This window comes from Paenibacillus taichungensis (assembly GCF_013359905.1).
In the GTDB taxonomy this organism is placed as follows: domain Bacteria; phylum Bacillota; class Bacilli; order Paenibacillales; family Paenibacillaceae; genus Paenibacillus; species Paenibacillus taichungensis.
In genome coordinates this window covers 30,037-52,084 of the sequence record NZ_JABMCC010000089.1, presented here as the reverse complement: position 1 = coordinate 52,084, position 22,048 = coordinate 30,037, and the positions used below count along the sequence as shown (strand labels likewise).

General features: G+C 37.6%; 26 protein-coding genes. All 26 read left to right on the top strand.

All coding sequences use genetic code 11. The features are described 5' to 3' along the window. Window positions 1–29 precede the first annotated feature (29 nt). On the top strand, window positions 30–392 hold the full coding sequence (locus HP548_RS02685) for a hypothetical protein (protein WP_175380810.1): 363 nt from the start codon (window positions 30–32) through the stop codon (window positions 390–392). An 11-nt stretch (window positions 393–403) separates the two neighbouring features. Further along, window positions 404–916 carry a hypothetical protein gene (locus tag HP548_RS02680; RefSeq protein ID WP_175380809.1) on the top strand — a complete coding sequence of 171 codons (513 nt, stop codon included), beginning with the start codon at window positions 404–406 and terminating at the stop codon, window positions 914–916. Then, window positions 909–1,667: a hypothetical protein gene (locus HP548_RS33885; RefSeq protein WP_175380808.1), complete on the top strand. Its 759-nt coding sequence runs from the start codon at window positions 909–911 to the stop codon at window positions 1,665–1,667. The genes HP548_RS02680 and HP548_RS33885 overlap by 8 nt, the downstream gene beginning before the upstream one ends. 24 nt (window positions 1,668–1,691) lie before the next feature. Next, a complete protein-coding gene (locus HP548_RS02670; RefSeq protein WP_175380807.1) occupies window positions 1,692–2,771 on the top strand; it encodes a hypothetical protein in 1,080 nt (359 codons plus the stop codon). Next, window positions 2,768–3,616 carry a ThiF family adenylyltransferase gene (locus tag HP548_RS02665; RefSeq protein ID WP_175380806.1) on the top strand — a complete coding sequence of 283 codons (849 nt, stop codon included), beginning with the start codon at window positions 2,768–2,770 and terminating at the stop codon, window positions 3,614–3,616. Before HP548_RS02670 ends, HP548_RS02665 begins: the two co-directional genes overlap by 4 nt. Before the next feature lie 71 nt (window positions 3,617–3,687). Next, complete coding sequence (locus HP548_RS34050; protein WP_175380805.1) at window positions 3,688–3,867, top strand: aspartyl-phosphate phosphatase Spo0E family protein; 180 nt, start codon at window positions 3,688–3,690, stop codon at window positions 3,865–3,867. A 401-nt stretch (window positions 3,868–4,268) separates the two neighbouring features. Further along, window positions 4,269–4,628, top strand: coding sequence for a hypothetical protein (locus HP548_RS02655; RefSeq protein ID WP_175380804.1), 360 nt, complete (start codon window positions 4,269–4,271; stop codon window positions 4,626–4,628). Between the two features lie 23 nt (window positions 4,629–4,651). Then, window positions 4,652–5,656: a hypothetical protein gene (locus tag HP548_RS02650; protein WP_175380803.1), complete on the top strand. Its 1,005-nt coding sequence runs from the start codon at window positions 4,652–4,654 to the stop codon at window positions 5,654–5,656. A gap of 703 nt (window positions 5,657–6,359) precedes the next feature. Next, the gene (locus tag HP548_RS02645) at window positions 6,360–6,935 is read left to right on the top strand and encodes a hypothetical protein (protein WP_175380802.1); all 576 of its coding nucleotides are present in this window, start codon (window positions 6,360–6,362) and stop codon (window positions 6,933–6,935) included. A gap of 146 nt (window positions 6,936–7,081) precedes the next feature. Further along, the gene (locus HP548_RS02640; protein WP_175380801.1) at window positions 7,082–8,062 is read left to right on the top strand and encodes a DNA adenine methylase; all 981 of its coding nucleotides are present in this window, start codon (window positions 7,082–7,084) and stop codon (window positions 8,060–8,062) included. 21 nt (window positions 8,063–8,083) lie between these two features. After that, a complete protein-coding gene (locus HP548_RS02635) occupies window positions 8,084–9,496 on the top strand; it encodes a DNA cytosine methyltransferase (protein ID WP_175380800.1) in 1,413 nt (470 codons plus the stop codon). A 79-nt stretch (window positions 9,497–9,575) separates the two neighbouring features. After that, window positions 9,576–10,874: a phosphoadenosine phosphosulfate reductase domain-containing protein gene (locus tag HP548_RS02630; RefSeq protein WP_217504594.1), complete on the top strand. Its 1,299-nt coding sequence runs from the start codon at window positions 9,576–9,578 to the stop codon at window positions 10,872–10,874. A 111-nt stretch (window positions 10,875–10,985) separates the two neighbouring features. Continuing rightward, entirely contained in the window at window positions 10,986–11,426 is a 441-nt protein-coding gene (locus HP548_RS02625) for a hypothetical protein (protein WP_175380799.1), read from the top strand. A 413-nt stretch (window positions 11,427–11,839) separates the two neighbouring features. Continuing rightward, complete coding sequence (locus HP548_RS02620) at window positions 11,840–12,277, top strand: hypothetical protein (RefSeq protein WP_175380798.1); 438 nt, start codon at window positions 11,840–11,842, stop codon at window positions 12,275–12,277. A 13-nt stretch (window positions 12,278–12,290) separates the two neighbouring features. Beyond that, window positions 12,291–12,596 carry a hypothetical protein gene (locus HP548_RS02615; protein ID WP_175380797.1) on the top strand — a complete coding sequence of 102 codons (306 nt, stop codon included), beginning with the start codon at window positions 12,291–12,293 and terminating at the stop codon, window positions 12,594–12,596. 825 nt (window positions 12,597–13,421) lie between these two features. Continuing rightward, window positions 13,422–14,105 carry a hypothetical protein gene (locus HP548_RS02610; protein ID WP_217504593.1) on the top strand — a complete coding sequence of 228 codons (684 nt, stop codon included), beginning with the start codon at window positions 13,422–13,424 and terminating at the stop codon, window positions 14,103–14,105. 34 nt (window positions 14,106–14,139) lie between these two features. Further along, window positions 14,140–14,394, top strand: a complete 255-nt coding sequence (locus HP548_RS02605) for a hypothetical protein (protein WP_175380795.1) — start codon at window positions 14,140–14,142, stop codon at window positions 14,392–14,394. 36 nt (window positions 14,395–14,430) lie between these two features. Beyond that, a complete protein-coding gene (locus HP548_RS02600) occupies window positions 14,431–14,970 on the top strand; it encodes a hypothetical protein (protein WP_175380794.1) in 540 nt (179 codons plus the stop codon). A gap of 163 nt (window positions 14,971–15,133) precedes the next feature. Then, a complete protein-coding gene (locus tag HP548_RS02595) occupies window positions 15,134–16,117 on the top strand; it encodes a DNA cytosine methyltransferase (RefSeq protein WP_175380793.1) in 984 nt (327 codons plus the stop codon). 19 nt (window positions 16,118–16,136) lie between these two features. After that, window positions 16,137–16,763 (top strand): zinc metallopeptidase, encoded by a 627-nt coding sequence (locus HP548_RS02590; protein ID WP_175380792.1) that lies wholly within the window; start codon window positions 16,137–16,139, stop codon window positions 16,761–16,763. Window positions 16,764–16,774: 11 nt separating this feature from the next. Continuing rightward, window positions 16,775–16,963 (top strand): hypothetical protein, encoded by a 189-nt coding sequence (locus HP548_RS02585; RefSeq protein ID WP_175380791.1) that lies wholly within the window; start codon window positions 16,775–16,777, stop codon window positions 16,961–16,963. 451 nt (window positions 16,964–17,414) lie between these two features. Continuing rightward, window positions 17,415–17,750 carry a hypothetical protein gene (locus HP548_RS02580; RefSeq protein ID WP_175380790.1) on the top strand — a complete coding sequence of 112 codons (336 nt, stop codon included), beginning with the start codon at window positions 17,415–17,417 and terminating at the stop codon, window positions 17,748–17,750. Then, entirely contained in the window at window positions 17,747–18,085 is a 339-nt protein-coding gene (locus tag HP548_RS02575; protein ID WP_175380789.1) for a hypothetical protein, read from the top strand. The genes HP548_RS02580 and HP548_RS02575 overlap by 4 nt, the downstream gene beginning before the upstream one ends. 68 nt (window positions 18,086–18,153) lie before the next feature. Continuing rightward, window positions 18,154–19,212 carry a hypothetical protein gene (locus tag HP548_RS02570; protein WP_175380788.1) on the top strand — a complete coding sequence of 353 codons (1,059 nt, stop codon included), beginning with the start codon at window positions 18,154–18,156 and terminating at the stop codon, window positions 19,210–19,212. Between the two features lie 40 nt (window positions 19,213–19,252). Then, on the top strand, window positions 19,253–19,609 hold the full coding sequence (locus HP548_RS02565; RefSeq protein WP_175380787.1) for a hypothetical protein: 357 nt from the start codon (window positions 19,253–19,255) through the stop codon (window positions 19,607–19,609). Between the two features lie 146 nt (window positions 19,610–19,755). After that, the gene (locus tag HP548_RS02560) at window positions 19,756–21,852 is read left to right on the top strand and encodes a phosphoadenosine phosphosulfate reductase domain-containing protein (RefSeq protein WP_217504592.1); all 2,097 of its coding nucleotides are present in this window, start codon (window positions 19,756–19,758) and stop codon (window positions 21,850–21,852) included. Window positions 21,853–22,048 lie beyond the last annotated feature (196 nt).

Here is a 22,048-nt window from a genome sequence, read left to right as displayed (position 1 = left end):
CTACTTTCTGATGACAGAGGATGATCTAAGTGAATGAAGTAAAAGTATTATTCGATTTGGAACGTTTTGAGAAAAGACTCACCGAAAAAAGTTTGGATAACAACTTGGTTAAAACAGAGAATGTCTACAGGATCATTGACTACTACTTCTCTGGAGCTAGACTTGTGAAGCATGTCGATTTTTCCTCATTTAACATGAGCGACATCAATCAAGCTTTTGACAGGGCTTTTTACTTGGATTCGCATGAAACTGCTGATTCCTGGGGCTACCAAGAACATGCCAAAAACAATTGGTATAACCCATTTTATGAATACGCCATTATAACTCAACATTGCCATTCATTCGCGTATCACAACAAAAAACTATTAATTCACGAAGACGATTTTATCTAAAGGAGTGTAACATGCTTTTATTTTATGATAACGACGTTGATAACATAAGAGCTTCGATGGACAATCTGAGAATGCTTAAGATTGCTTACGATTTCGGAGTAGATCTTAATCAACTTAAAACAGGAGAAGAACAATGGATTATAGATAACTCATATCATTATGGTGTGGGAGGATCTTGTCTTTTTTTCACTCTAATTAGACTTATGTATTCGGAGATTGGGATTACCGTGGACGATACGAGTGATGATAATAAAGACGAAATTATTTATCAATTCAGTGGAACAATTATACGAGACTTGATGAGTGAAGACGATTTTGGGTCCAATATGAGTTCTTTTCTAACCATTGTACATTGTGACTATAGTCCTTCTCACATGGAAATTAAACTAAGCCAAGATTTTAAAATGATCGTTTTAACAATTGAAGACTATGCTGGATACTTCAGTTTTTATCTGGAGCACATAATTAAAATGGTCGTTAAAATGAAATCCCTAATGGAAAGGAATTCCATCATTCGTGCGTAAATTTAACGTATCCTGGTCTCAACAAAGAGATTTTTCAATTCCAATCTGTCATGTCGAAGTCTCAAATGAACTTGGAGCAGTTTTAGGGGACTATGAGATGACCTTCAACGACTTTGCTGAATCAATTATCGATGCAGAACTTCGAGAGTTGAATGCAAAAACTATTGTGGGCCATCGAACGAGCACTAAAAAATTAAGTATTCATGGTGTAAAGCGCTCCACGCTTATAAAAGAGCGGATTGAAACGCCACTCATGAATAAAGGCTGGATTAAATATATAAGAAACGATAAAACAAATACACATATTGTGGTGTGCGAAGTCCAAAAACAACTTTGGGATATGTATTATTACAAAGATAAACTACAAAAAGTGGGCCATCCTAGGCTTTTATTTATCTATCAAATTGAAGTCAGTGGCAGGATTCAAGGAATGTACTGCTTTGGCGTTCAAGATAAAAACATAACCGGCGAAACAGAACTTTTCAAATACCCTTATGCCAATGTTAGCTTCGGCAAAGTCTGTATGGGTTCTAATCAGTTACCGCAATTAACCAAGCTGGGTCAATGCGTTACTATGCATAACCTTTTCTTCGGATCACAAAGTACGAATTGTTATTATAATGAATCCAGAAATCTATCAGGTATCATTGAATTGAGAGAACTATACAGTAAAATGGAATCTTCTGAATTCCCTGATGAATGGCTTGTGAGTGAAAACATTACCTTAGATTCTTTTTTAACTAAATTCTAAAAAACAACTAGGAGCTGTCGACAAATGACTCATAATTCACACGATAATGTACAAACGGATATCTTTGCTTTTTTATCTCCTGATGATCAGGAAATATTAAAACCCGCGGTACAGCAGCAACATGATTTAAAAAATCGCAAAAATAAACTTGCTCAAAGCAATGCACCGTTCAAAAAGGTGACGGTGAAATACGAAAATCTCAACGTCAACTTAAGTACCTGTATTAAGTATGATGGAGTACTTACACCCATCACAGAGTATTTCGAGACTGAGGAAATCGAGACCGGGATTCGCGTAAGTGATACGGATGAACGGAGGCCAATAAATACGGAAGACCTTAGACTTAAGTTGGCTGAGGAATACGGAGAAATGTGTGATAGTGATTATGTCACTCTTACTATGCCACCGACATCTAACATCATTGTTCCCCAAATTCACGGGCGCAAGAGAGGCATGAGCTTAGAGGACCGGCATGGAATATACGCTTCTCTGGAGCAAGCAAACCTAGATCCGAAATATAATATGTATGTCCCTTCAGCGGATGGATACGTTTATCACATTAAAAATGGAGATCTGTACACATCGTGTTCAAAGGCAGGGCGTGTACCTATTGCTAAACAACTCTATGAGGGGATCAACTTTAATAAACCGTTGATACCTTTCCAGCTACTTAGCGAATTCATAAGCATATCAAAAGAGTTTACGAAACATGAAGTCGAAGTCTATGGGGAGATTTTTTTGTTGGATGGGAACTATACTCTAAGTATACCTCCACAAGAAGCCTCGAAAATGAATGTTCAACCAATTAAAAACAGTATAGCTGATGGTAGTATCAAGGTCATGGAAATACACTCACATCACAATTTCCCGGCCAAACCATCTCCGCAGGACGATGAAAGCGAAATTGGCACTTGTATATATACAATCATCGGAAAATTGGATGAGTTATTTCCTGAGATAAAATGCCGGGTACATGTTAATGGTAAATTCTTATCCATTAATCCTTCTAAAATATTTTCCTCTCCTTTCCTCCAAAACACTTCATCATACCCTCAAGTTAGAGTGGTTAAATCTGACGTAAAACATGAGGATTCTCAAAAATGATTACATTCTCCTCTGATTTCAAACCCTATTTTCAGATTGTACAATTAGGATGTGGAGCAAACGGATCAGCGGTAATACAACAAATTACACAGCTGATGAACATTTTCGGGATCAGGGGATCTTACATGATTGCAGATCCCGATACGGTTGAAGAACATAATCTCAAAAATCAATTGTTCCTTCCTAAGGATATTGATCAAAAGAAAGCAACGGTCTTGGCTCGACGGTATGGGAATCACTACAATGTACCTGTGTTTTCTTACACTCAGGGCTATGTCGATTCAGAGCAGATACTTAGTAATCTGTTTAATGATGACTATCTTAATTTGGGTTTTTGCCAACTTAAAATCCCTATTTTAATCGGATGTGTCGATAATAACTTCAGCCGGCAGCTCATGCATAGATATTTCCTATCTCAAGAAGATCTCATCTATATCGATGTAGGTGTAGAGGGTTCTCGCGTGCCACAAGATGAAAGAACAATGTCTCAATGGACGACGGAAGAGATGACGGATTTTTTGGCCACTGGTTGGACCGGGCAGGTCGTGTGCGGGCTGCGTTGGAAAGGAGAGACTATCCTTGATCCAGTGTGTACCGAATTCCCGGACATGTTAGAAGATGAAGATCCGATAGGACCTTCGGAAATGGCTTGTTCACAACTGATTAGTAAAGAACCTCAAAAACTACTCACAAATAAATATGCCGCATTAGAAGTGGTATCCTATTTCAACTCACTTTTCAGTGAGTTATCCCTTCCAAATCACAAATCATATTTGACGCTAAAACATAAATGTAAAGTAAAGGTCTATCCAGTGGAGTTTTCTAGACTTTTAGGCACGGAATAATAAAGAACACCAAAAAAACGTAGACGACTTATGTCTACGTTTTTCTTATACCAGGAGAGGCGGTAATTATAATGAACAATAATCATTCTCATCAAAATGATGGCGTTGATATATACCAGATTGAAATAGTAAGAAAAGAATTGGAAGCACTAGCTGAAGAACATAACTTTAACTTCCAAAACCAATTTGTAATTCAGAAGTCGGTTGAACTCGATAGACTTCTGAATAGATACAACAAACCGTCCACTTAGTCAGGTTAAACCGTCTCCAAAAGGAGGCGGCTTTTTTTATTGAATAAAAACAGCGAATACGATAGAATAAAGTTAATTATTAGATTACTCTCCTCATTGGTTCACACATATGACATGCACGTTATTACGATGTTGTCTGAAGGGTGAATATAGGACATGATTATAAGAACATTAATTATGGAGCAATGATGAGTTACGCGTACATAGGATTATATGATGGCGTTTTTTAGAACAAAAGGTGATCTATTTTTTGAATTCACAATTAATCATTCCTTTTGTTTGAAGTGTACTAAACGATCTTATCCAAAAATTAAAAAACTTGCCTAGCGCATATATCGAAAAGCGAAATTCTCTTCAGAGGATTTCGCTTTTTTTGCGTTCTGAGCATGAAGGAGAAGCAAATGAAGAAACCCATTGCAGAGAGTTACGTTGTTCTGAAGGTAAATGCAAAAAGGTGGGAAGAGCAATTTAAATTACCGAGCATTGCCGGTTTTTGCTTCCTGAAAACAAATGGATATTTTCGGGCTTATCTGCTCGAGAATGTACGTGTTGATGAGAAGCAAAATCAACAGATTAATTGGAAAGCAGAAGTTGATCTGACTATTGCTTTGCACGTCATCACTGAGGAGAATCTATCTGCCGGGAAAATTCGACACATGAATCCCAATAACGAGAACAAAGTCAGCGAGTTGATTGCAGCCATTGAGAATGACATAAGTTCTTCCAATCTGTTTGCGGCGGACTTTGAGTTAGTATTCTAAAAAAAAGAATCGGAGTGATTTAAATGATTAACGTAGAAGATAAAGAGCTGGATGTTCAATTAAATGATTATAATCAGTATCATATCGGATATAACTATGGAATTGAGGCATCAGATGAATTTGAAAATGATCTAAATAGAAACTTCGAGTTAGGGTTGTATCTGTACAATAACAATTTCATAAGCAAGCGTAAAATGATTGATGACATTGTCATACAAGCACTTTTTAAAGGAACACGATTTGAGGACTGTAGTAACTTTGAAGCTGTGTTGGAAATGAATAATTATGATCGGCAGGAAGTATCGATTCAGATTCTAATTGATGCGCCAGAGTTGGACATAACTGACTCTGGTTTTATTCCACCGGTTTCACTGCGGTGCATTTCCAATCAAGATATTTTTTATATCAGAAGTGCTATGGAAGTTGAAAACAAATATATGAACAATAAACAATATCATCTGCACAGCGTTTCACTTGATGATGTCTTGCCTTACGGTCTGTTAAAGCCAAAGAGTACTCTATTCTATGGCTATGAGGATAACATGCTTTATATTGTCTCAGAGGTTGAAATCGTTTGTCCTTGGGATATCGAAACGACATCTGAAAATGAGTATGTAGATTATTTGCGTCTTTTAAAATATGGCTCAGATATGGAAGCAGAAAAAAGAACTAGTATTGAAGTTCGAACAGATGTATATGATTATCAAGTGGAAATAGAGACCGATCACGTATCTTCACTTGAATGGTTTATATTCTCTAGGTCAAAAATGGCTCAGGCAATCGTATGGGATGATGATGGAAGTAAGATTGATATCGAGATTTATGATAATTACAAAGACATTATTCTTCCAATATGTTATGCAGGAGAGTTCATTTCATCAAAGGATCGCATTAACGGTAACCAACTATCCTCTGATTGTGATACTTGGGGCACGGCAATGAATGCGAGAGCATATACATCCTATGTATTTTATATCGAGGATCAAGAAAAATATGGTGTGGTGACGCATTCATATTATGTATATTGAGAAAATAAAGCCGAACACCACTGTGTTCGGCTTTGGTCTTTACAATACTAAATAAGTGCTGGAGTGATATCTGTGATGAATGTAAATACCAGAGAAATCTTATAAACATTAAATGTAAATCTCAGTGATTTTGAAGAATATATTGAATATCATATTACGGTTTGCTATGGAGTCGAAGCAAAAAGAGACTTCTTAAATCTATGTAATAGCAATCTACTGTAAGCAGTTTATTTATACAATAATAATTACATTAGCAAAGAAAAGATGATTGATGACATAGTTATTCAGTCATTGATGAAAGGAACGCGGTATGAGGATAATTTCGACATAGACTCTATGGTTAATGAATGTTTCTACGACAAAGAAGAGATACGTCTTCAGATCGATTATGAAACTCAAGAGTACCGATACAGTTCTTCAATTATCCCGTTTGTCATAAGTCGTATCTCAAATAAAGACATGTTTATGCTTATGAAAGCAATGTAATTTATATTATTACTGGCCTGGGAAGTAGATATATTGAGGCTGAGTAGTTAGTGGATTAACTAAGTTTATCGTCAGATATAAATTGAGACATAGGAATTTTGAATCAACCTAATATATTTTTAAAAAGAGCTGAACAAATTTGTTCAGCTCAATTATTTTTCGAAAATTCTGTTTAAAGAAATGCTATTAAATTGAATAGGTGTCAGGAGAGATATAAATGGATAAAGAAATGCTTTTTTCATTAATTCCAAGAGAAGTTATCAAAGAAGATGAAATAGTAAAAACAATCGAAGAGCAAAGAAGATTAATTAAAGCTGCTAGATCGTTTGTTTCTAAACTATCGGTGAATCGATTTTTATACAAAAAGTTAGCAAACTTTGACATTGAAGAAATGCTTAGCTTATTTTCAGATTTAACTCATGCTGATTTCGTTATACAGGAAAATGAGTTGTATTTGAGTGAAATTGATATAGACAGTTTTGCTGTAATTTTAGAAGAAGAGTTCAACTTAGAAAGTATGTATGAGCTAGATAATATTTATATCGAGAATCTTTTAAATGGTACAGATATAACAAAGAATGAAATAAATCTTATTGACGAGACCAGACTATTCCAGGATATTCTTCTGAAATTCACGTTTTACAGAAGCGGAATGTCTATGCTCGATACGCCAAACCTATCGTTAATGTTAACTGCAAAAAAAGCGTTACTCAGCTTTTATCTCGCGGAGAAGAATGTTGAATATTTGCTAAACGCTGAAAAAACCATCTATAATACTTCAATTTTAATGTAACCTTAATAACTATGGCAGAGTACCCCTGCCGCAGTTTCCCATGCGGGAGACGCGGGGATACGGTGATTACAATGTAACCTAATACATTTAAAAAAAGAGCTGAACAATTTGTTCAGCTCTATTATTTTACTAGGGGCAGATAAGGAATGATACTAGAATGCAGTTATTGTGGTCTAACCGGGCCGTCAGAAGAAGCCGAGATAGACAGTTATAACCAAGGGTTTTGGTGTGGAAATTGCGATTCTTATACGTATTTTGACCCATCCAAGGCGCATAAGTTTACGTTATTACTTGAAACGAAATCGAAACTTCCCAATATACCACCTGTGGTAAGTAGTGACATCAAGTTCAAAAAGCAATTGTCATGCTTTCGGTATCCAGGCGGTAAATCCAAAATGATACCAATAATTTACTCCAAGATCAGAAAGGAACAATGTAAGCAACTTGTTGGTGCATATGCAGGTGGAGCTAGTGCTGAATTAGCTTTGCTAGAGGCAGGTGTCTTTGAGAAGTTAGTGTTAAATGATTACGATTTTGGAATTTATGCGTTGTATTGGACAATCAAGCATGCACCGTATGACTTGATATATAGACTCCAATCTAGCTCGAGTCCTACAGTTAAGGACTATTTTCATGCGCAAAAGATTATTAAAAAGGATTATCCTAATTGCAATATTTTAGATGCTGCCTGGTATACGCTTATTGTGAACCGACTGGCATACTCAGGCATCTATAAAGCCAATCCACTAGGTGGGAAAAATGGTAAACGATCTGATTTATTATCTAGGTGGAATCCCAATGGTCTAATTAAGCGGATAAAGGAAATCCATGAACTTAGTGATCGGATAACCATTTTGAACGAAGATGCCTGTAACCTCATAGAAGAGTATTATTGGCACGAAGAGACCACAATATTTGTCGATCCGCCATTCGTCCAAAAAGGTGAAGATTTATATCGTTGCTACTATCAGAAACAAGATCATATTGACTTATGCGTCCTACTAGAATCGCTACATAGTGGCATGCCTGGAGCTGATATTATTGTCACTTATGATAACGATCCTTTAATACGAGATCTCTACTATATTCCAGAAACCGAAACGATACATCGATATTATTCCATATAAAACAACGGAGGATTGAAACCTATGAATTTAGTAATGAAAAAGGTCTACAAAGTTACAGAGAAAGCACTCAAACCAAGAGTTTGGATTTACTCTCTAGTGTGTGAATCTGCGGGTTTTTTGCCTGGTCAGAAGCTATACATCTCTACTGATCAAAATGCAAATGAGATTATAGTACAGAATCAACCAGTAACTGAGGATGATCATGTGGTCCACGTATCTTCGAAGAGAACTTCGAAAGGAGCTCAAAGACCAATTGTAGATACTGCTAAGGAAAGCTATAGATCCATTATTGATGTAGATCATAAAGTGGAAATGTGTGTTTATAAAGATAATGACTTAAGTAGAGTGATTATAAAACCACTTGAATTTTCGTTATTCAAGAAAGAATCGATGGTTAGAACGAATGATGAGCGAATTAGTACCTTTACTATCTGTAGTGGCGCGGGGTTTGTAACTTCAGCCTTTCAAGATTCTGGTTATTTCTCTTCCGTTGGAGCTATCGAACTTGATGAAGATAGTGGAGCGGTATACAGACATAACTTTCCCTCAACCTTTCTATTCTCTGGGGATTTACTGGATTGTAATACTGTTACTGAAGCTGATGTGACTGTAGTGACATTACCGTGTAATGAAGCGTCCCCGTTAGGCAACCACGAAGAGGGCACCTTCAACAATCTTTCATTAGCTGCCTCTGAATTGATCCGGGCTACAAAATGCCGAGCGATCTTCTTTGAGAATGTTAATGATTTTTATAAGACTTCAGCATACCAAACGTTAAAGGAACTACTCTCAGACGAATTTCCTTTTTGGAAAGAGTCACATATTGAAGCGATAGACTTTGGTTCAATTGCAAGGAGAAGCAGAACCTATGTAGTAGCCGTTAGAACTGAGGAAGACTTTACTAATTTCTCATTCCCTAAACCGCCAGAACGCATCCGGAGGAAAAAGTTAAAGGAGTATCTGGATGGAAAGCACGTGGCACAACACTGGAAACCTCTAGAGAATTTTATGGATAGCTTTAAAGCAAAAGCGGATAAAAATAACAGTTGGAAGGATCGTAGCCTAAGCAAAACCTTTGTAGATCCTCAAGTGACTGAGATCCAATGTATACCTAAAAGATATCGTGCACAGTCGGCATCAAGTACTTATTTGGTATCCGAGGATAAGCAGTCATTTAGGTTTTTGACGATTGCAGAAATCCGAAAAATACTCTCTGTTCCAGATTGGTTTGAGTATCCCGATTACATCAGTGAAACTCGTAAATACGAAATGATTGGACAAAGTGTGGACTGTAGAGTAATTAAATCTATAGCCAACAATATTGCTGCAATGTTCTTTAAAGGACTGCGAGCACTTCAAGCATCTTCGTTACCTGGCGTGCGTAATAACGCGGTAACAGAGAACAGTGAAGGACAGTTGGGTTATATCTTTTAGGTTTAAACAACTACAACATAAGAAGGCTTGGCATTCAATTGCCAGGCTTTTTCTATTCTTATTTAGAGGAGTGTTTACTATGAGGAATGTAGATGGACAATTATCGTTTACGATTAATGATTGTAATGAAACGGAATACAAGGTCGAAGCTGAGATGATTGTATTGAGGGATCGTGACTGTACTATGAATAGCCCTATAGTTCATGGTAATAAACCGGCACTAATATATGGCCAGAATATTTGCATTCAACCTAGTGTACCCGGAAGAGAAGATACTCCTCATATGAGGAAACACTATCTGGGTCATCTTGATCCGTTAGAATCATATACTACATTCTTTGTATTATTTTCTGGCGGTAAGGATTCTGTAGCATCGGTACTGAATCTACTTGAGACGGGAGTCCCTCGATCTAAAATTGTTCTCATCCATCATGACATTGATGGTGGGTCTGAAAGAAAAATGGATTGGCCGGCTACCAAAGCTTATTGTATAGCCTTTGCAGATGCGTTCGATCTCGAGATTAGATTTTCATTTAGAGAAGGCGGATTTTGGGGTGAGGTGTATCGTTACGGGTCCAAAAAACCGGTCCAGTTCCAGGATGCGGATGGATCAATGAGACGAATAGAACCGGTTGCCTGGCAAAGAAGCCAAGAGCTTAAAATGTTAATGGATTCTGCAGAGAGAGAAGATGATCTGGAACTATTTAAACAGTACGATGAGGAGCTGCGAAGCTACGGCTATCGATTCCAGTTCCCAGCAAAGGGGGCCAATTTACAGACCCGCTACTGTAGTGGAGTTCTCAAGATCGAGGTAGGGTCTGTTGCGATTGCCCATCAAGTGGATACAAAAGAGAACTGCAAGATTATGGTGGTCAGTGGTGAGCGAAGAGGGGAAAGTACTAATCGCTCTAAGTACAACATGATGGAACTCCATAGAACACATGCACCTCAACGACGTAAGCGCATCGTCCATCATTATAGAAATGTGATTGACTTCTCGGAGAAAGATATCTGGGAGGTTCTAAAGCGAAATAGAGTAGTTCCGCATCCATGCTATGTTGTCGGTTGGGGGCGTGCTTCTTGTGCGTGTTGTATCTTTAGTTCTCCATCCCATTTTGCAGGTATAAAAGAAATTCTGCCAAGTTATTATGAGAACATAAGATTAGCAGAAATTGAACTAAACTTTACACTTGATAACAAAAAATCAATTGATGAGTTTGTGGGAAGTGCTAAGAGCTGTGTGGACCACAATGAACAAAAAGCAATACATCAGCTACTTACAGGAGAAATAGGTCCTGAAGATATATTGTTGGATCATGTAGAAGAATGGAAGTACCCCTCGGGTGCATTTCGTAGTGGAGTCGGAGGACCGTGCTGATGTAATGTTATGGCTCGACTCAGATGAGTACTAAATAAAAGCTAAATTCTCAAACTAAATGATAAAGAATTCTAATACAATAGAGCATTCAAACTAAAGGAGAAATATCTAATGAAAACGATAGAAATTGTTGAAAATTACGAAGAAGCAATGAACAAAGCTGCTGTGATAGGATTGGATGTTTCACACTTAGATCCAGACGCTGCTATTATGACGGTGAACAGTTTCTTAGTAATGGATGAAATCACTGTGCCTGTAAGACCGGTTGATATCAGTGCCCTTAAAGAACATGACTTTTTATCTTTAAAGGACCATGTTACCTTGGATATTGAAGAGTATCGAATCGTCAAAATACTTGAAGAGAACCTCAGAAAATATTTAGTCCTGGTAAAGGTTAGCGAGGAGAATGAAACTGAGCACAATTTGTATTTTTATGGTTTTGAAGAGAATCAACATGAGCTGATCATTTTAACTGAAGAAGAGTGGCCAATGGTAGAGATGCTATATGACCTTTCACTTCAGGAGCCAGTAATAGATCTTCAACTAATTTAGGTTCTCTGGGATGAAAAGTAAAAGTTGAGTATTATAAATTGATCGTTTACAATAGTAGTACTAATTACTTTATCAATATTCTTCCTTAAGCAGGCATTCAGGCTGTATACATGAATTGATCATGATGACAGATTTAATATGTACCTGCAGCGGACCCTTTAAAAGGATTGGAAGAATTACGTGTGTACTTACATTCTTTAGTGAGAAGGCACGTTAGTGAGTTAGATTATGGTCTTAAGCAGTAGAACAAATGACTGTTAATACCGACTTTTAACTTTGCTTCTAACCGAATACTAGATTTTTCACAAATTATACTAATCCATATTAGGACTCAAAAGACGCTAGGCTACTGAAAAAGTAGCTGATGCGTCTTTTTTTATATACATAAAAAACCTTAGAAAGAAGGAAAAAAGATGAATAAGCCTATGGATTTTCAATTATTTCTTTGTGATGCTTCAGTCATTTTGCTTCATGGTTTAAGAGACCTTGGATGCAAGACGAATATGTTCGCAATAAAAAAAGAATCAGACAATACCATATGGTATAGCAGCTATCATCCGGAGCTCTGTGATATACAGATCCCTTGGGTAGCTGTATCAACGGATCTGGACCAAATACTTTTACATCCTATAGATCAATACAAGCGTGATCGGGATAAGATTTCAGGCATAAACAGGTTTTACATCCTAGAAATGCTGAGAAGAGGTACGAAAAAAAGAGAAGAATTGAATAACCAACGTGCTAAGTTGATTGAGGAGCAAACCCGTCAACAAAGAATTGATAAAGAAAATCTTAGTAAAACACTTCAGCTTCGTACACGAAATTTAGCATCAAGACAATATAGAGCGTAAGAGGGGTTTCTCAATGAATGATTTTTTTCTGCAATTACAACAATTGGGTTCATTTTCTCATCACGATCTCATAGAAGGATACGAGAATCTAGGACACGTATGGGACGTGTATCCGGAATATAACAATAACGAGCAATTCTTTTTCGGCTGGGTGTATGAAAAACAAAGTGTGAGCGGTTCTCATCGTATCATTCTAAAAAATACAGGTGATAACTGGCTCAGTTTTTTAACGCCATGCAACCCTGAAGCTATGAGTGAGTTTTCTCAGGCTGCCGTGCACGTACTAAATAAAAAAGGGGCCTTATCTCATGTGTATTGATTATCAATTACAAAACTATAATTTCTCTTCACCCTGTCCTATGGATTTTAGGTATTTTCTGAATCATAGGTTTAATTGTTCAGTGTCTGCTAGCCCCGTTTATAAGTTAAAGCTTAAAAATCGGGTACTGCATAAAACATTATTGAAGCTCAGAAACTTAGGAGATCTTTTTTATAAACATTGTATTCTGGACGCTTACGAGGTATCAATCAATGAAGACAACCTACTAATTGAAGAGTTAAATATTGCTGGTGACATCTACCAGATAGTCAATCAGATTGATAGCTATCAAAAAGAAGATTTCTTTAAGATGACGTGTGAAATGTTCAATATCGTTATGTTCGGCAGCGTCAAAACTCATGAAGACGTTATCTGTAGAGATCATTTATTTACTCAACTAAGTGAGATAAATGATCAAAGTCAATATCAGATAAGGTTTTTGGATGTATATCCCAACATCAATCAATTTGTTCTGTGTCGAAGTACAGTAACAGATGTCGTTTTAACATTAGGTGGCGGGCCGGCAACCATTTGCGGAACACGAAAAAAGTACTCTCGGTACCAATGCGTTTATTTTATGCGTCCATTGGAGTCATGGGATGAGAATTCTATTATGAAATCTCATTATACGAAGAAGCATCTACTTGAAGAACAAGCTCTGGAACAAATAGTGCAGAACTTTAAAATTAATTATGATTACTCCAACTTATGGAGTTCAATAAGAGTCAACATTTAGGTGGGTGCATAAGATGCAGCCACTTTTTTGTTTCTAATTTTCGACTAAAGGAGAAAGCAAAATTGTTGAACATATTACAGAACTTAATCATGGCGTTGCCTCAATTAGGTGCAACCGTAGTTGATGGCATAAACACGTACACAATTACTCGCAAACCAATTCAAATCGAATTGAACTTTAAATCCAAACATACAGTCGCTTCCGTTAGGATTACCACGCCAATACATGAGCGATCATTTACAGCGGATGAATCTAATCCTGAACTCCTGATCATGTTGAATGTTGTCCTGGATTTCATAATCTTAGATATTGAGATCTGTAATCATCAAGACATAAAAGAAGATGTTAAAATCGATCACATTCTAGATTGTATCGATCAACATAAGGGGAAACCCACAAAAGATTCTTATCTTAAAAAGAAGCGATTGTTGCAGAGCCATTTGGATCTAAAACATGTAAAAAGGAACCATGAACGGAATCTGAATCAATCGTTGAATCCGCTATTCCATATTAGGGACCTCATTTATCGGAAGCAGTTACTTTTAGACGACATTTATATAACTAAGGTAGATGGATGCTTCAGAGCATATGGAGCAACCCAATCACAATTTTATGGGACGGGTCAATCTGTACCAGCTGCAGTAGAGAACTATAAACGACTGAATAAACCAATTCAGAATAGCTCACCTTTTGAATTTGGGGAGTTAGATGAAAGTGAATTTATGGAAATTTTAGTGGCACCACTATTAATGGGAGGTTTATTCAATGATTAGGACTAGAAGAGGAAAACAGGCTCGACTTAACAAGATGAAAGAAATGAATTTTATGTTAAACCAAATAGGGCAGTGGCTTATGGATCTAGCTCTTGTCAAAAATGATCCAACCTTAGTGAAACAAGCCGAAAACTGCGGTCTTCCAGCAGTTACTTTCTTAATAGAAAATCCGAAGATGCTTTACAGAATGAGCAATGAGGATATTGATTGCATCGTGCAGCATGCTTTGTACAAAGCACGTAATATGGACAACTTGTTGGTGATAGACCTAGCAGAGTTGCATAGATGATTCTCAATATAAACTTAAAGGACAGAGGAGATATCTATGCCAAAGCCTAAACCCATAGTTCTACATGTAAATAGTAAAGGCCGTAAAAAACATCTAATGTTTCAAAAGATCATATCAGGTTCACTGGATTGTTTCTTTCTTTCCATGAACGGCCCTCAAAAAACCGCGATTTATAACCGCGGTTTTTTGGATGGCAGGAAACATTTTATTCAACTAGAGGATGAATTCCCTTTATATGTTGAGGCTAAATCGATATTGATTTTACCTAAGGAATTTCTTAAAGATGGAGTAATCAGTGGAACCTCATTGATAGGAGTTCTTTCTCTTGATAAGTTATTCGTTATTGATAATCAAGAAGCAACTACCTTCTTTGAAGTAGAATGTGGTTCATGTGAATTCTATGGTTCTCACGATTGTTTTAAAAAGTATGATTGCGCGACTGAAGATCGAGAACGTTATAAGGATTCTTCGTGGTTTGAGCATATCAAGTCTCGTAAAAAGGAGCTAAAGCGGAGTAAGGCATTTCCTGTTAACAGGTTGGATGAACAACCTACATCAATGCCACAGTATCCATAAGGATTGATGTAGGATTGGTTCTTTAGTAATCCATAAAACCATTACAGCTGAAGGTAAGGGGATAGAATGCCTTCTAGCAAGTGTAGACGATCTACCCTAAGGTTCGTCTTTATTGGTTGCCCTATTTAGAAACTGTGAGTTTCTAAATAATGAGGGCTAATAAATGCATTTACAAAGCGAAAAAAAGTTCACAGCACTCTCTTTCTTTTCCGGAGGAGGATTGTTGGATTATGGGATGAAAGAATATTTTGATTTCATCTGGGCAAACGAACTTAACCCACAACCGGCACTATGTTACAAACATAACGTCGAGAACCATATTGTTGTTGGAGACATAGAGAGTATCATCGATCATACCCCTTCAGCTCTCCCAGAAGTGGATGTAGCCGTAGGTGGACCACCATGTTTTGATTTCACATCCAACAACACTGCCGGCAAAGGGCAGCAGGGAGAACACGGAAAGCTCATTTGGGCGTATTTTAATGGCATTAAATTAGTTAAGCCCAAAGCGATCATTTTTGAGAACGTTATAGGATTATATAAGAAGCATAGATCTACTCTTGATGAGCTACTTAACTCTTTCCGCGCTATAGGTTATCAAATATCCCTTGGAAGCTTAAATGCTGAAACATTTGGTGTTGCCCAGAGCCGTGATCGATTATTTATCGTTGGTATTCGTAAAGATTTGGGTTTTACTTTTAGGTTTCCTCAACCACCACACGTTCATAAAACGGTTAGAGATGCACTAAGTGATCTACCTGCCCCTACAGCAGTAAACCAACCTATTCTTGTTCCGAACCATGTAGTGACTTGGACAAGTCCAACACCAGAACGTATTCACGATCTAATGCTGCATCCTCGGAATCAGTGGATTGGAGCAAGAAGGTTACAGTGGGATAACGTAAGTCCGATGATCGGATTCAATATAGGTAAGGACGGACGAGCTTTTCTACATCCTGAAGAGGATCGAAAGATTACAGTCCGAGAATTTTTGAGGCTTATGGGCGTAGATGATTCATTTGTGATTCCGGATACCGTTAAAATTACCAATCAGTACAAACTTATTGGTAACGGAGTAGCTGTGCCGGTAGCAAGAGCTCTTGCCGAGACTCTACATCAACAATTAAGAGACGCACTTAGTAATTAAAAAGGAAGAGGGACTTAACATGACTTTACTATCTGGAGTATGCATTATTCTCATATTACGAAAAGTTGCCTCCTGGCATTTTGAAAAAACAATGGATAGATGGAGCTACATTAACACTCATGCTGGAGAAACAGGGTCAGAAATTGCTGAATGTTTAATCCAACGTAATAATATACAGGCTACCCGTGTTCATATTACCGAGGGTGTTAAAACAGGTGCATATAGCCGTTATGGGAAAACCATCTTGTTATCTAAGGATATCCATGATAGTCGTTCCGTAGCTGCTATAGCAATTGCAGCACACGAAGTTGGACATTCTGAATGTGACCGTGATAATGGGTTGATAATGTATGCTCGTTATTGTTTAGTCCCATTTGGTATCATCCTATCAAAAGCTGTGCCTATCCTCCTGATCATGTACTTTTTTATAAATTGGATGGTTTACATCCTTGTAGCTGCTGTGCTTGCCATTATGTGTCTTCAGCTTATGAGTGTATGGATTGAACATGATGCAAGCAGACGTGCCCTGAAAATGTTGAAGAAGGCCAGAAAGTACAATGATAGTGAGATCCGCGCTATAAAGAAGACATTAAACGCTGCATTAATGACTTACCTAGTTAATGTGTTCAATTTTAAAATAGGTTAAAAAGAGCGGAAGTGTGGATTGGAAAAGTCGGGGCTTACACTGAAGATTTAATCGAATCTAGAGTTTTTAGTGATAGTGAGAAAGAAGAAGATATGGCAGCATGGGAGAAGCTTTATGAATCGAAACATGGTGAAAAATTTGAATACAAGGAAATTGAATTTAATTTAGTGTTAGCCGAGAAAGCAATCAAACCCGGCTGAAAACGATCTTCATGTACTCTTGCTTGAGAATACATTTAATTAATTGTATGATAATATCATACTTTTAATTAAACAACTCAAACACAAAATTCCATCTAATCACGTCTGTGATTGAAATTAAGAGAATTTTGATAGGATTTTATTCATTATACCTTACGAAATGATGAATTGAATGAACCGTGAGTTAATGTATGTACATAGAGAATTTCTCTCTAATGAAGATACAAGTGGCGTAAGATGTCTTTAGATGAGCAGTAGCTTCAGCTACCCATCAGTCGGATATTTTAGCTTATAGGCACTACCCTAATAATCCAAAACTTAATCTAGAGTAATCATATCTATAAGAGTTCACCCTTTTCTACAGTGGTGAGCTCTTTTTTTATGCTAAAAAACGGTATTCAGCCTTTAAAGGCTCTATATAAATTAAAAATTCTTGTGGAGGAGGGCTATATTGGAGAATGTTCCACCTTGGGTAGTTTTACTAGCTGCAGGGAGTGAGTTCGAACATCACCTTACCAGATTACTTCATGAAGAACATCTAAATGAAGATGAGGTACATCGCCTGCTAGTTGTTGAAGGAGCGGATTTGGATGTGGAAGAGCTTGAATTGGAACAGATCCGAGTTCTTCTCGAGGAGTTTAACGCAGCGGGCAACATCGAGGAACTTGAAGAAAAGTACGGTGACAATTTGAGTAATGAAAATGTGGCCTATGAACAATTGATGTGCTATTACGATCAACTGTTTACTTACTACACTAATAAAGAAAAATTGGAGGGTTCAAAATGACAATGAATAGAGCTGCGATCCTGTGTATTGTTGAAACAGACGAAGGAATTTCCCCTAAACATTGGACCAAGTTAACGGAGCTGCTACATAAAGAGCCAGAAAACGAATGGATTCCATATGTATTAGATGGAGAAAACAATTCAATTGCATATGGATACATGCTAAATGAGTTATATAGTGATCATTTCCAGAATGAAATGAAGGAAACAATCCTGCCCATTCTGAATGATTCAAATCTTGAGAACAAGGACGATCTGTACACTACTGCTTCTGGCTATATCATTTATTTAGCAAAGCATGTTGATTGTATCATTTCCGGAGAAACCTACACGTAAGGAATTGTTTCGAAAATATCTAAAGTGTAGAATAAAAGAATAAGAGTAAGTACCGAGGAGATAGAAAAGTGGATAACAACCTTAAAGCAGACTTTGTATCAAGTATTACTGATAATGAGTATGATGAATTGTTAGTGCAGTTTGAAGATTGTGATTGGTCGTGGATGGAGATGGAGCGTCCAAGATATCGTAATGTTCGTGAGAAACTGGGCTTAATATTGGAGTTAATACAAGACAGTGATCAAGTTATTAGAGATCAGATGCCACCGCGAACAAAATATGAAATGAACGGTGGAATTAAGATTGCCATTCGGAGAGGCGCGCGGCTTCAGGAGGTAGATGTATACAACCTTTATTTTCGGTTTCGCTCCCATCTTCCTGGTGATGGTCTTGCACTCATGTACAAGTCCCCTCGGACTAATAAAGAAATCATTATCCTGCTTCCAGATAGAACTGAAATTCGAATTGAAAAAGAGAGAATACTTTATAAAGAAGAGGCCCGTAATCTTGTCTTTAAAGGCCTAATGGACCCGGATACTCAAAGTGAATTGCTGGAGAACCTTTCCTTGCTGAATCTACACGAACGTTGTGCACAGTCATTGCAACATGAATATGGGCATGTTCTTAATGTTAGAGCGTTTGAAGCGTTGAATATCTCTCCAGGGGATGAGCAGAATATATACAAGTGGTTCCTAGAATCCGGGTACTTGCATAATGTAGATAAAAGGTATCCTGACTTTGGATCTTTACGTGCTTTAGACAAGCTCCATGTTCTGAAGGAGTCGCTGGTGGAGGACTACCGCATATCATTGAATATTAATGCTGAGCGTGGTAAGTTTATATTACCCAATAAGTATAGCTTCTCAGGTGATTTTCAGAAGCCCTTATTATTAAAAGAAGGAGTGGATCTTATGAAGCGGATGTTGAATAAACAACTTCAAGTCACTGCTCGTCGGCCTGCCTCCTCATCGGACTATGACACAATTAAAGCATATCGATCGGTTGTAAGTCGAAGAGAAAAATTAAACTGGTCAGCTGGTAATCCATCCATTACTGATGAGATTATCAATCGTGACCTGGATGAGCTGAAACATTTGGCCTCGAGCCAAGTTGCTTCAACAAAATAATAGATATGCCTCGTACTCAGTACAGAATAGGTGGTTTTTAATGCTTAGAATATTTCAACTTCACTGGCTGAATGGCGAAATTAATCGCATTAAAGGTGAGACTATACAGGAAGCTTGTATTGCTGCTGGGTACGGATCTGGTTCCATTCGAGCACTTGATTATTATAAGGAAATTGATGAGGTACCTTATAACGAGAAATGTTTCCATTATACAGATCAATCTGGGAAACTTAGTGAAATCATCAATCCTATATTTATGGACCAGATTAAAACTCAAAATCCTTGTGTCGGAGATGAAGTAACAGTTAATTTTGCTAATACGACTTTTAAGTACACTCTTGAAGAGATAACGAAATTTAGTTATCGATTTGGAGAACAGATCATGTGTTTTAATTAACTACAAGACTAAAGCAACGAATAACAACATAAAAGGGGAGGGAGCTCCTACGCAGATAACACATTGCGAGGGCTCCCTCGTTTTGTGTTTCTGCAGTTAGAGCGAGTATAGTGGATAATAGTGAAAGATACGTTTTTAAAGACTCAGTGAGTAAAATAACACCGGTGGAGAACCTAGCAAAACATAATCCATCGTCACGGAAGATTTGGAGAATGTTGAAGAAAAGAAAATGGAACTATTTTGGAACTGTTCGGAACTGGACTTCGGTATTTGAACACTCCGGACAATTTATTACAATTCATCATTTTATCAAAAATGATCCTCTTCAGGAGTTAATGGGCATACCCGATCGAATCCATTGGTCCGAGTTCTTAGATCAATCTGAGTATAAAGAGATCATACTATTCATACACGGCTTGGAAGAACAACTTAAAATGAAATGTATGATTCCTGAGCAAACTTTTGTTGATGCTTTAAAAGACCCTTACAACCCTCTAATGAATTCTCCTAAACATAAGCTTATGCTTTGGTTTACTGGAGAAGAGGTTACACTACTGGTTGAGATATTCTTCAACCCGCAACTATTCCCCCCATACGGCGTTAAAGCCCCAATGAACTGGCCAGATATTTCCCATAAAGTAGAATATGAGACGCAATCCCTATTTGCTGCGTTGGATTACATTGTACAACCTGAGGTTACATCCCCAGACGCGATGACCATAGAAGAGAGTATCAACCCAGATACCCTTCAAACTTCGAAGTTGGCCATTGAACGTATATTTAAAGAATGTACTAAAGTTATCGTAGCATATTCAGGAGGTAAAGATTCTAGCGTTATCCTGCAACTGTGCGTAGAGTTTGTTTTAGAACATTCAGAATACCAGGACAAGCTCTACATTGTTTCAGCAAGTACGGGTGTAGAGAATCCACTTATTGAGAAGCATATTCGGGCTATGCAAGACGTTGTTACGATTAAACTTGATGATTTATTTGAGGATGGTTTCGATGAGAGTCGATTTGTAATTGTTGAACCAAAATCGGATCAGACCTATGTAACGTGTGTGTTTGGAGATGGATTCATTCCACCATCACCCACATTCAAGTGGTGTGTAGAAAGATTGAAGGTTAACCCTGGTAGAGAAGACTTGTTAGAACGGTTTTCTGATGAGGAACTGGTATGCCAAGTCTTAGGACTCCGTACGCTTGAGTCCTCCAACCGGTCCAAATCGATCCAGGATCACTTTGGAGATGATTTGTATGGAATCCATGTTCTACGTGGTTTAAAGACGGCCCCCCCAATCAGACATTGGTCTGGAGCTGACGTGGCTACTTACCTTGCAACTAAGCCATCACCGTGGAATGAAGAATACTCGAACCATAGGTTAATCAATATCTACGGTATGGCATCAGGAATAATGGAATGTCCAATCGGAGCCATGATACAAAACGACAATGATGCGATCAAAAGCTGTTCTGGTTCCTCAGCTCGTTTTGGTTGTTGGGCATGTACAGTCGTGAAGGAAGACCATTCCCTTAAAAATTTGGTGGAGGCATATCCGGATGAGTTAGGTTCTTACTATAAGATGCGAGGTTTACTTAAAGGTGTACAAGATATTCGGTACGGTGGCTGTACTGGGTATTACAGAAATCATGGTGGATTTAGCTCAGGTTATGGAGATTTAACCATTGATGTCCGGATCAACTTACTTCGGTACTGGTGGGAACTAAACATCCCTCTACCGGAAGTAGAAGTAATTGAGATTATCAAAAAAGTAAAAGCTCGTGAGGGACCAGAAGGGTTAGCAGTTTCAAATCGTTTTTGGGATATGGTGTATCGTTTCCTTCCGGTTCATCCAGGTATCAACCACAGGGCGATGTATGATCCCACCTGGGAGCCAAACTATTTACGAAATGAAGATAATAAAAAAGAAAAATTGGTCTCCGTAGGAGTAGATCGAGTAACTCAAAGAGATCTGAGTTGGATTGCCAATTATAGATTCGTAAGTCAACAAATTAAAGCTATAGATATAAATGATCGTGTTGAGATTGTTTTGCAAAATCAAATAGTGCGAGGTGAAATTATTGAGGTTCAGATAGAGAATGGCATTCCTAAAGTTCTAAAGCTTCAAATGGCCAAGCGACTAGTGGAGCTCCCGGTAACTGTTATTAAACAGATCAAGGTTACCGAAAGTCATGCACACAGAGTTTCATTACATCAACAGATGTTAGATTTCAGTCTGTGATTATCTATTTGCAATTACTTGTATTCCCCAGTAAAATTACACTATCAATCTTTTTCTTCTATTTCGTTTTATTTGTAATCCCATGTACACTAAACCAGTGATGATGGTCTATTTCAAGTAATGAAGGACTTGAGAGCAAATGCAATCTGCTCTCAAGGAGAACGGAATAAACCTTGAACATTCAGTTATTCACTGA

Excerpts from the sequence above, each read along its gene's own strand:
- HP548_RS02650 (WP_175380803.1), top strand. The coding sequence starts at position 4,652 with ATGATTAACGTAGAAGATAAAGAGCTGGATGTTCAATTAAATGATTAT.
- HP548_RS02645 (WP_175380802.1), top strand. The coding sequence starts at position 6,360 with ATGGATAAAGAAATGCTTTTTTCATTAATTCCAAGAGAAGTTATCAAA.
- HP548_RS02620 (WP_175380798.1), top strand. The coding sequence starts at position 11,840 with ATGAATAAGCCTATGGATTTTCAATTATTTCTTTGTGATGCTTCAGTC.
- HP548_RS02565 (WP_175380787.1), top strand. The coding sequence starts at position 19,253 with ATGCTTAGAATATTTCAACTTCACTGGCTGAATGGCGAAATTAATCGC.
- HP548_RS34050 (WP_175380805.1), top strand. The coding sequence starts at position 3,688 with ATGAACAATAATCATTCTCATCAAAATGATGGCGTTGATATATACCAG.
- HP548_RS02635 (WP_175380800.1), top strand. The coding sequence starts at position 8,084 with ATGAATTTAGTAATGAAAAAGGTCTACAAAGTTACAGAGAAAGCACTC.
- HP548_RS02605 (WP_175380795.1), top strand. The coding sequence starts at position 14,140 with ATGAAAGAAATGAATTTTATGTTAAACCAAATAGGGCAGTGGCTTATG.
- HP548_RS02610 (WP_217504593.1), top strand. The coding sequence starts at position 13,422 with ATGGCGTTGCCTCAATTAGGTGCAACCGTAGTTGATGGCATAAACACG.
- HP548_RS02575 (WP_175380789.1), top strand. The coding sequence starts at position 17,747 with ATGACAATGAATAGAGCTGCGATCCTGTGTATTGTTGAAACAGACGAA.
- HP548_RS02665 (WP_175380806.1), top strand. The coding sequence starts at position 2,768 with ATGATTACATTCTCCTCTGATTTCAAACCCTATTTTCAGATTGTACAA.
- HP548_RS02625 (WP_175380799.1), top strand. The coding sequence starts at position 10,986 with ATGAAAACGATAGAAATTGTTGAAAATTACGAAGAAGCAATGAACAAA.
- HP548_RS02600 (WP_175380794.1), top strand. The coding sequence starts at position 14,431 with ATGCCAAAGCCTAAACCCATAGTTCTACATGTAAATAGTAAAGGCCGT.
- HP548_RS02680 (WP_175380809.1), top strand. The coding sequence starts at position 404 with ATGCTTTTATTTTATGATAACGACGTTGATAACATAAGAGCTTCGATG.
- HP548_RS02655 (WP_175380804.1), top strand. The coding sequence starts at position 4,269 with ATGAAGAAACCCATTGCAGAGAGTTACGTTGTTCTGAAGGTAAATGCA.
- HP548_RS02640 (WP_175380801.1), top strand. The coding sequence starts at position 7,082 with ATGATACTAGAATGCAGTTATTGTGGTCTAACCGGGCCGTCAGAAGAA.
- HP548_RS02590 (WP_175380792.1), top strand. The coding sequence starts at position 16,137 with ATGACTTTACTATCTGGAGTATGCATTATTCTCATATTACGAAAAGTT.
- HP548_RS02615 (WP_175380797.1), top strand. The coding sequence starts at position 12,291 with ATGAATGATTTTTTTCTGCAATTACAACAATTGGGTTCATTTTCTCAT.
- HP548_RS02595 (WP_175380793.1), top strand. The coding sequence starts at position 15,134 with ATGCATTTACAAAGCGAAAAAAAGTTCACAGCACTCTCTTTCTTTTCC.
- HP548_RS02670 (WP_175380807.1), top strand. The coding sequence starts at position 1,692 with ATGACTCATAATTCACACGATAATGTACAAACGGATATCTTTGCTTTT.
- HP548_RS02630 (WP_217504594.1), top strand. The coding sequence starts at position 9,576 with ATGAGGAATGTAGATGGACAATTATCGTTTACGATTAATGATTGTAAT.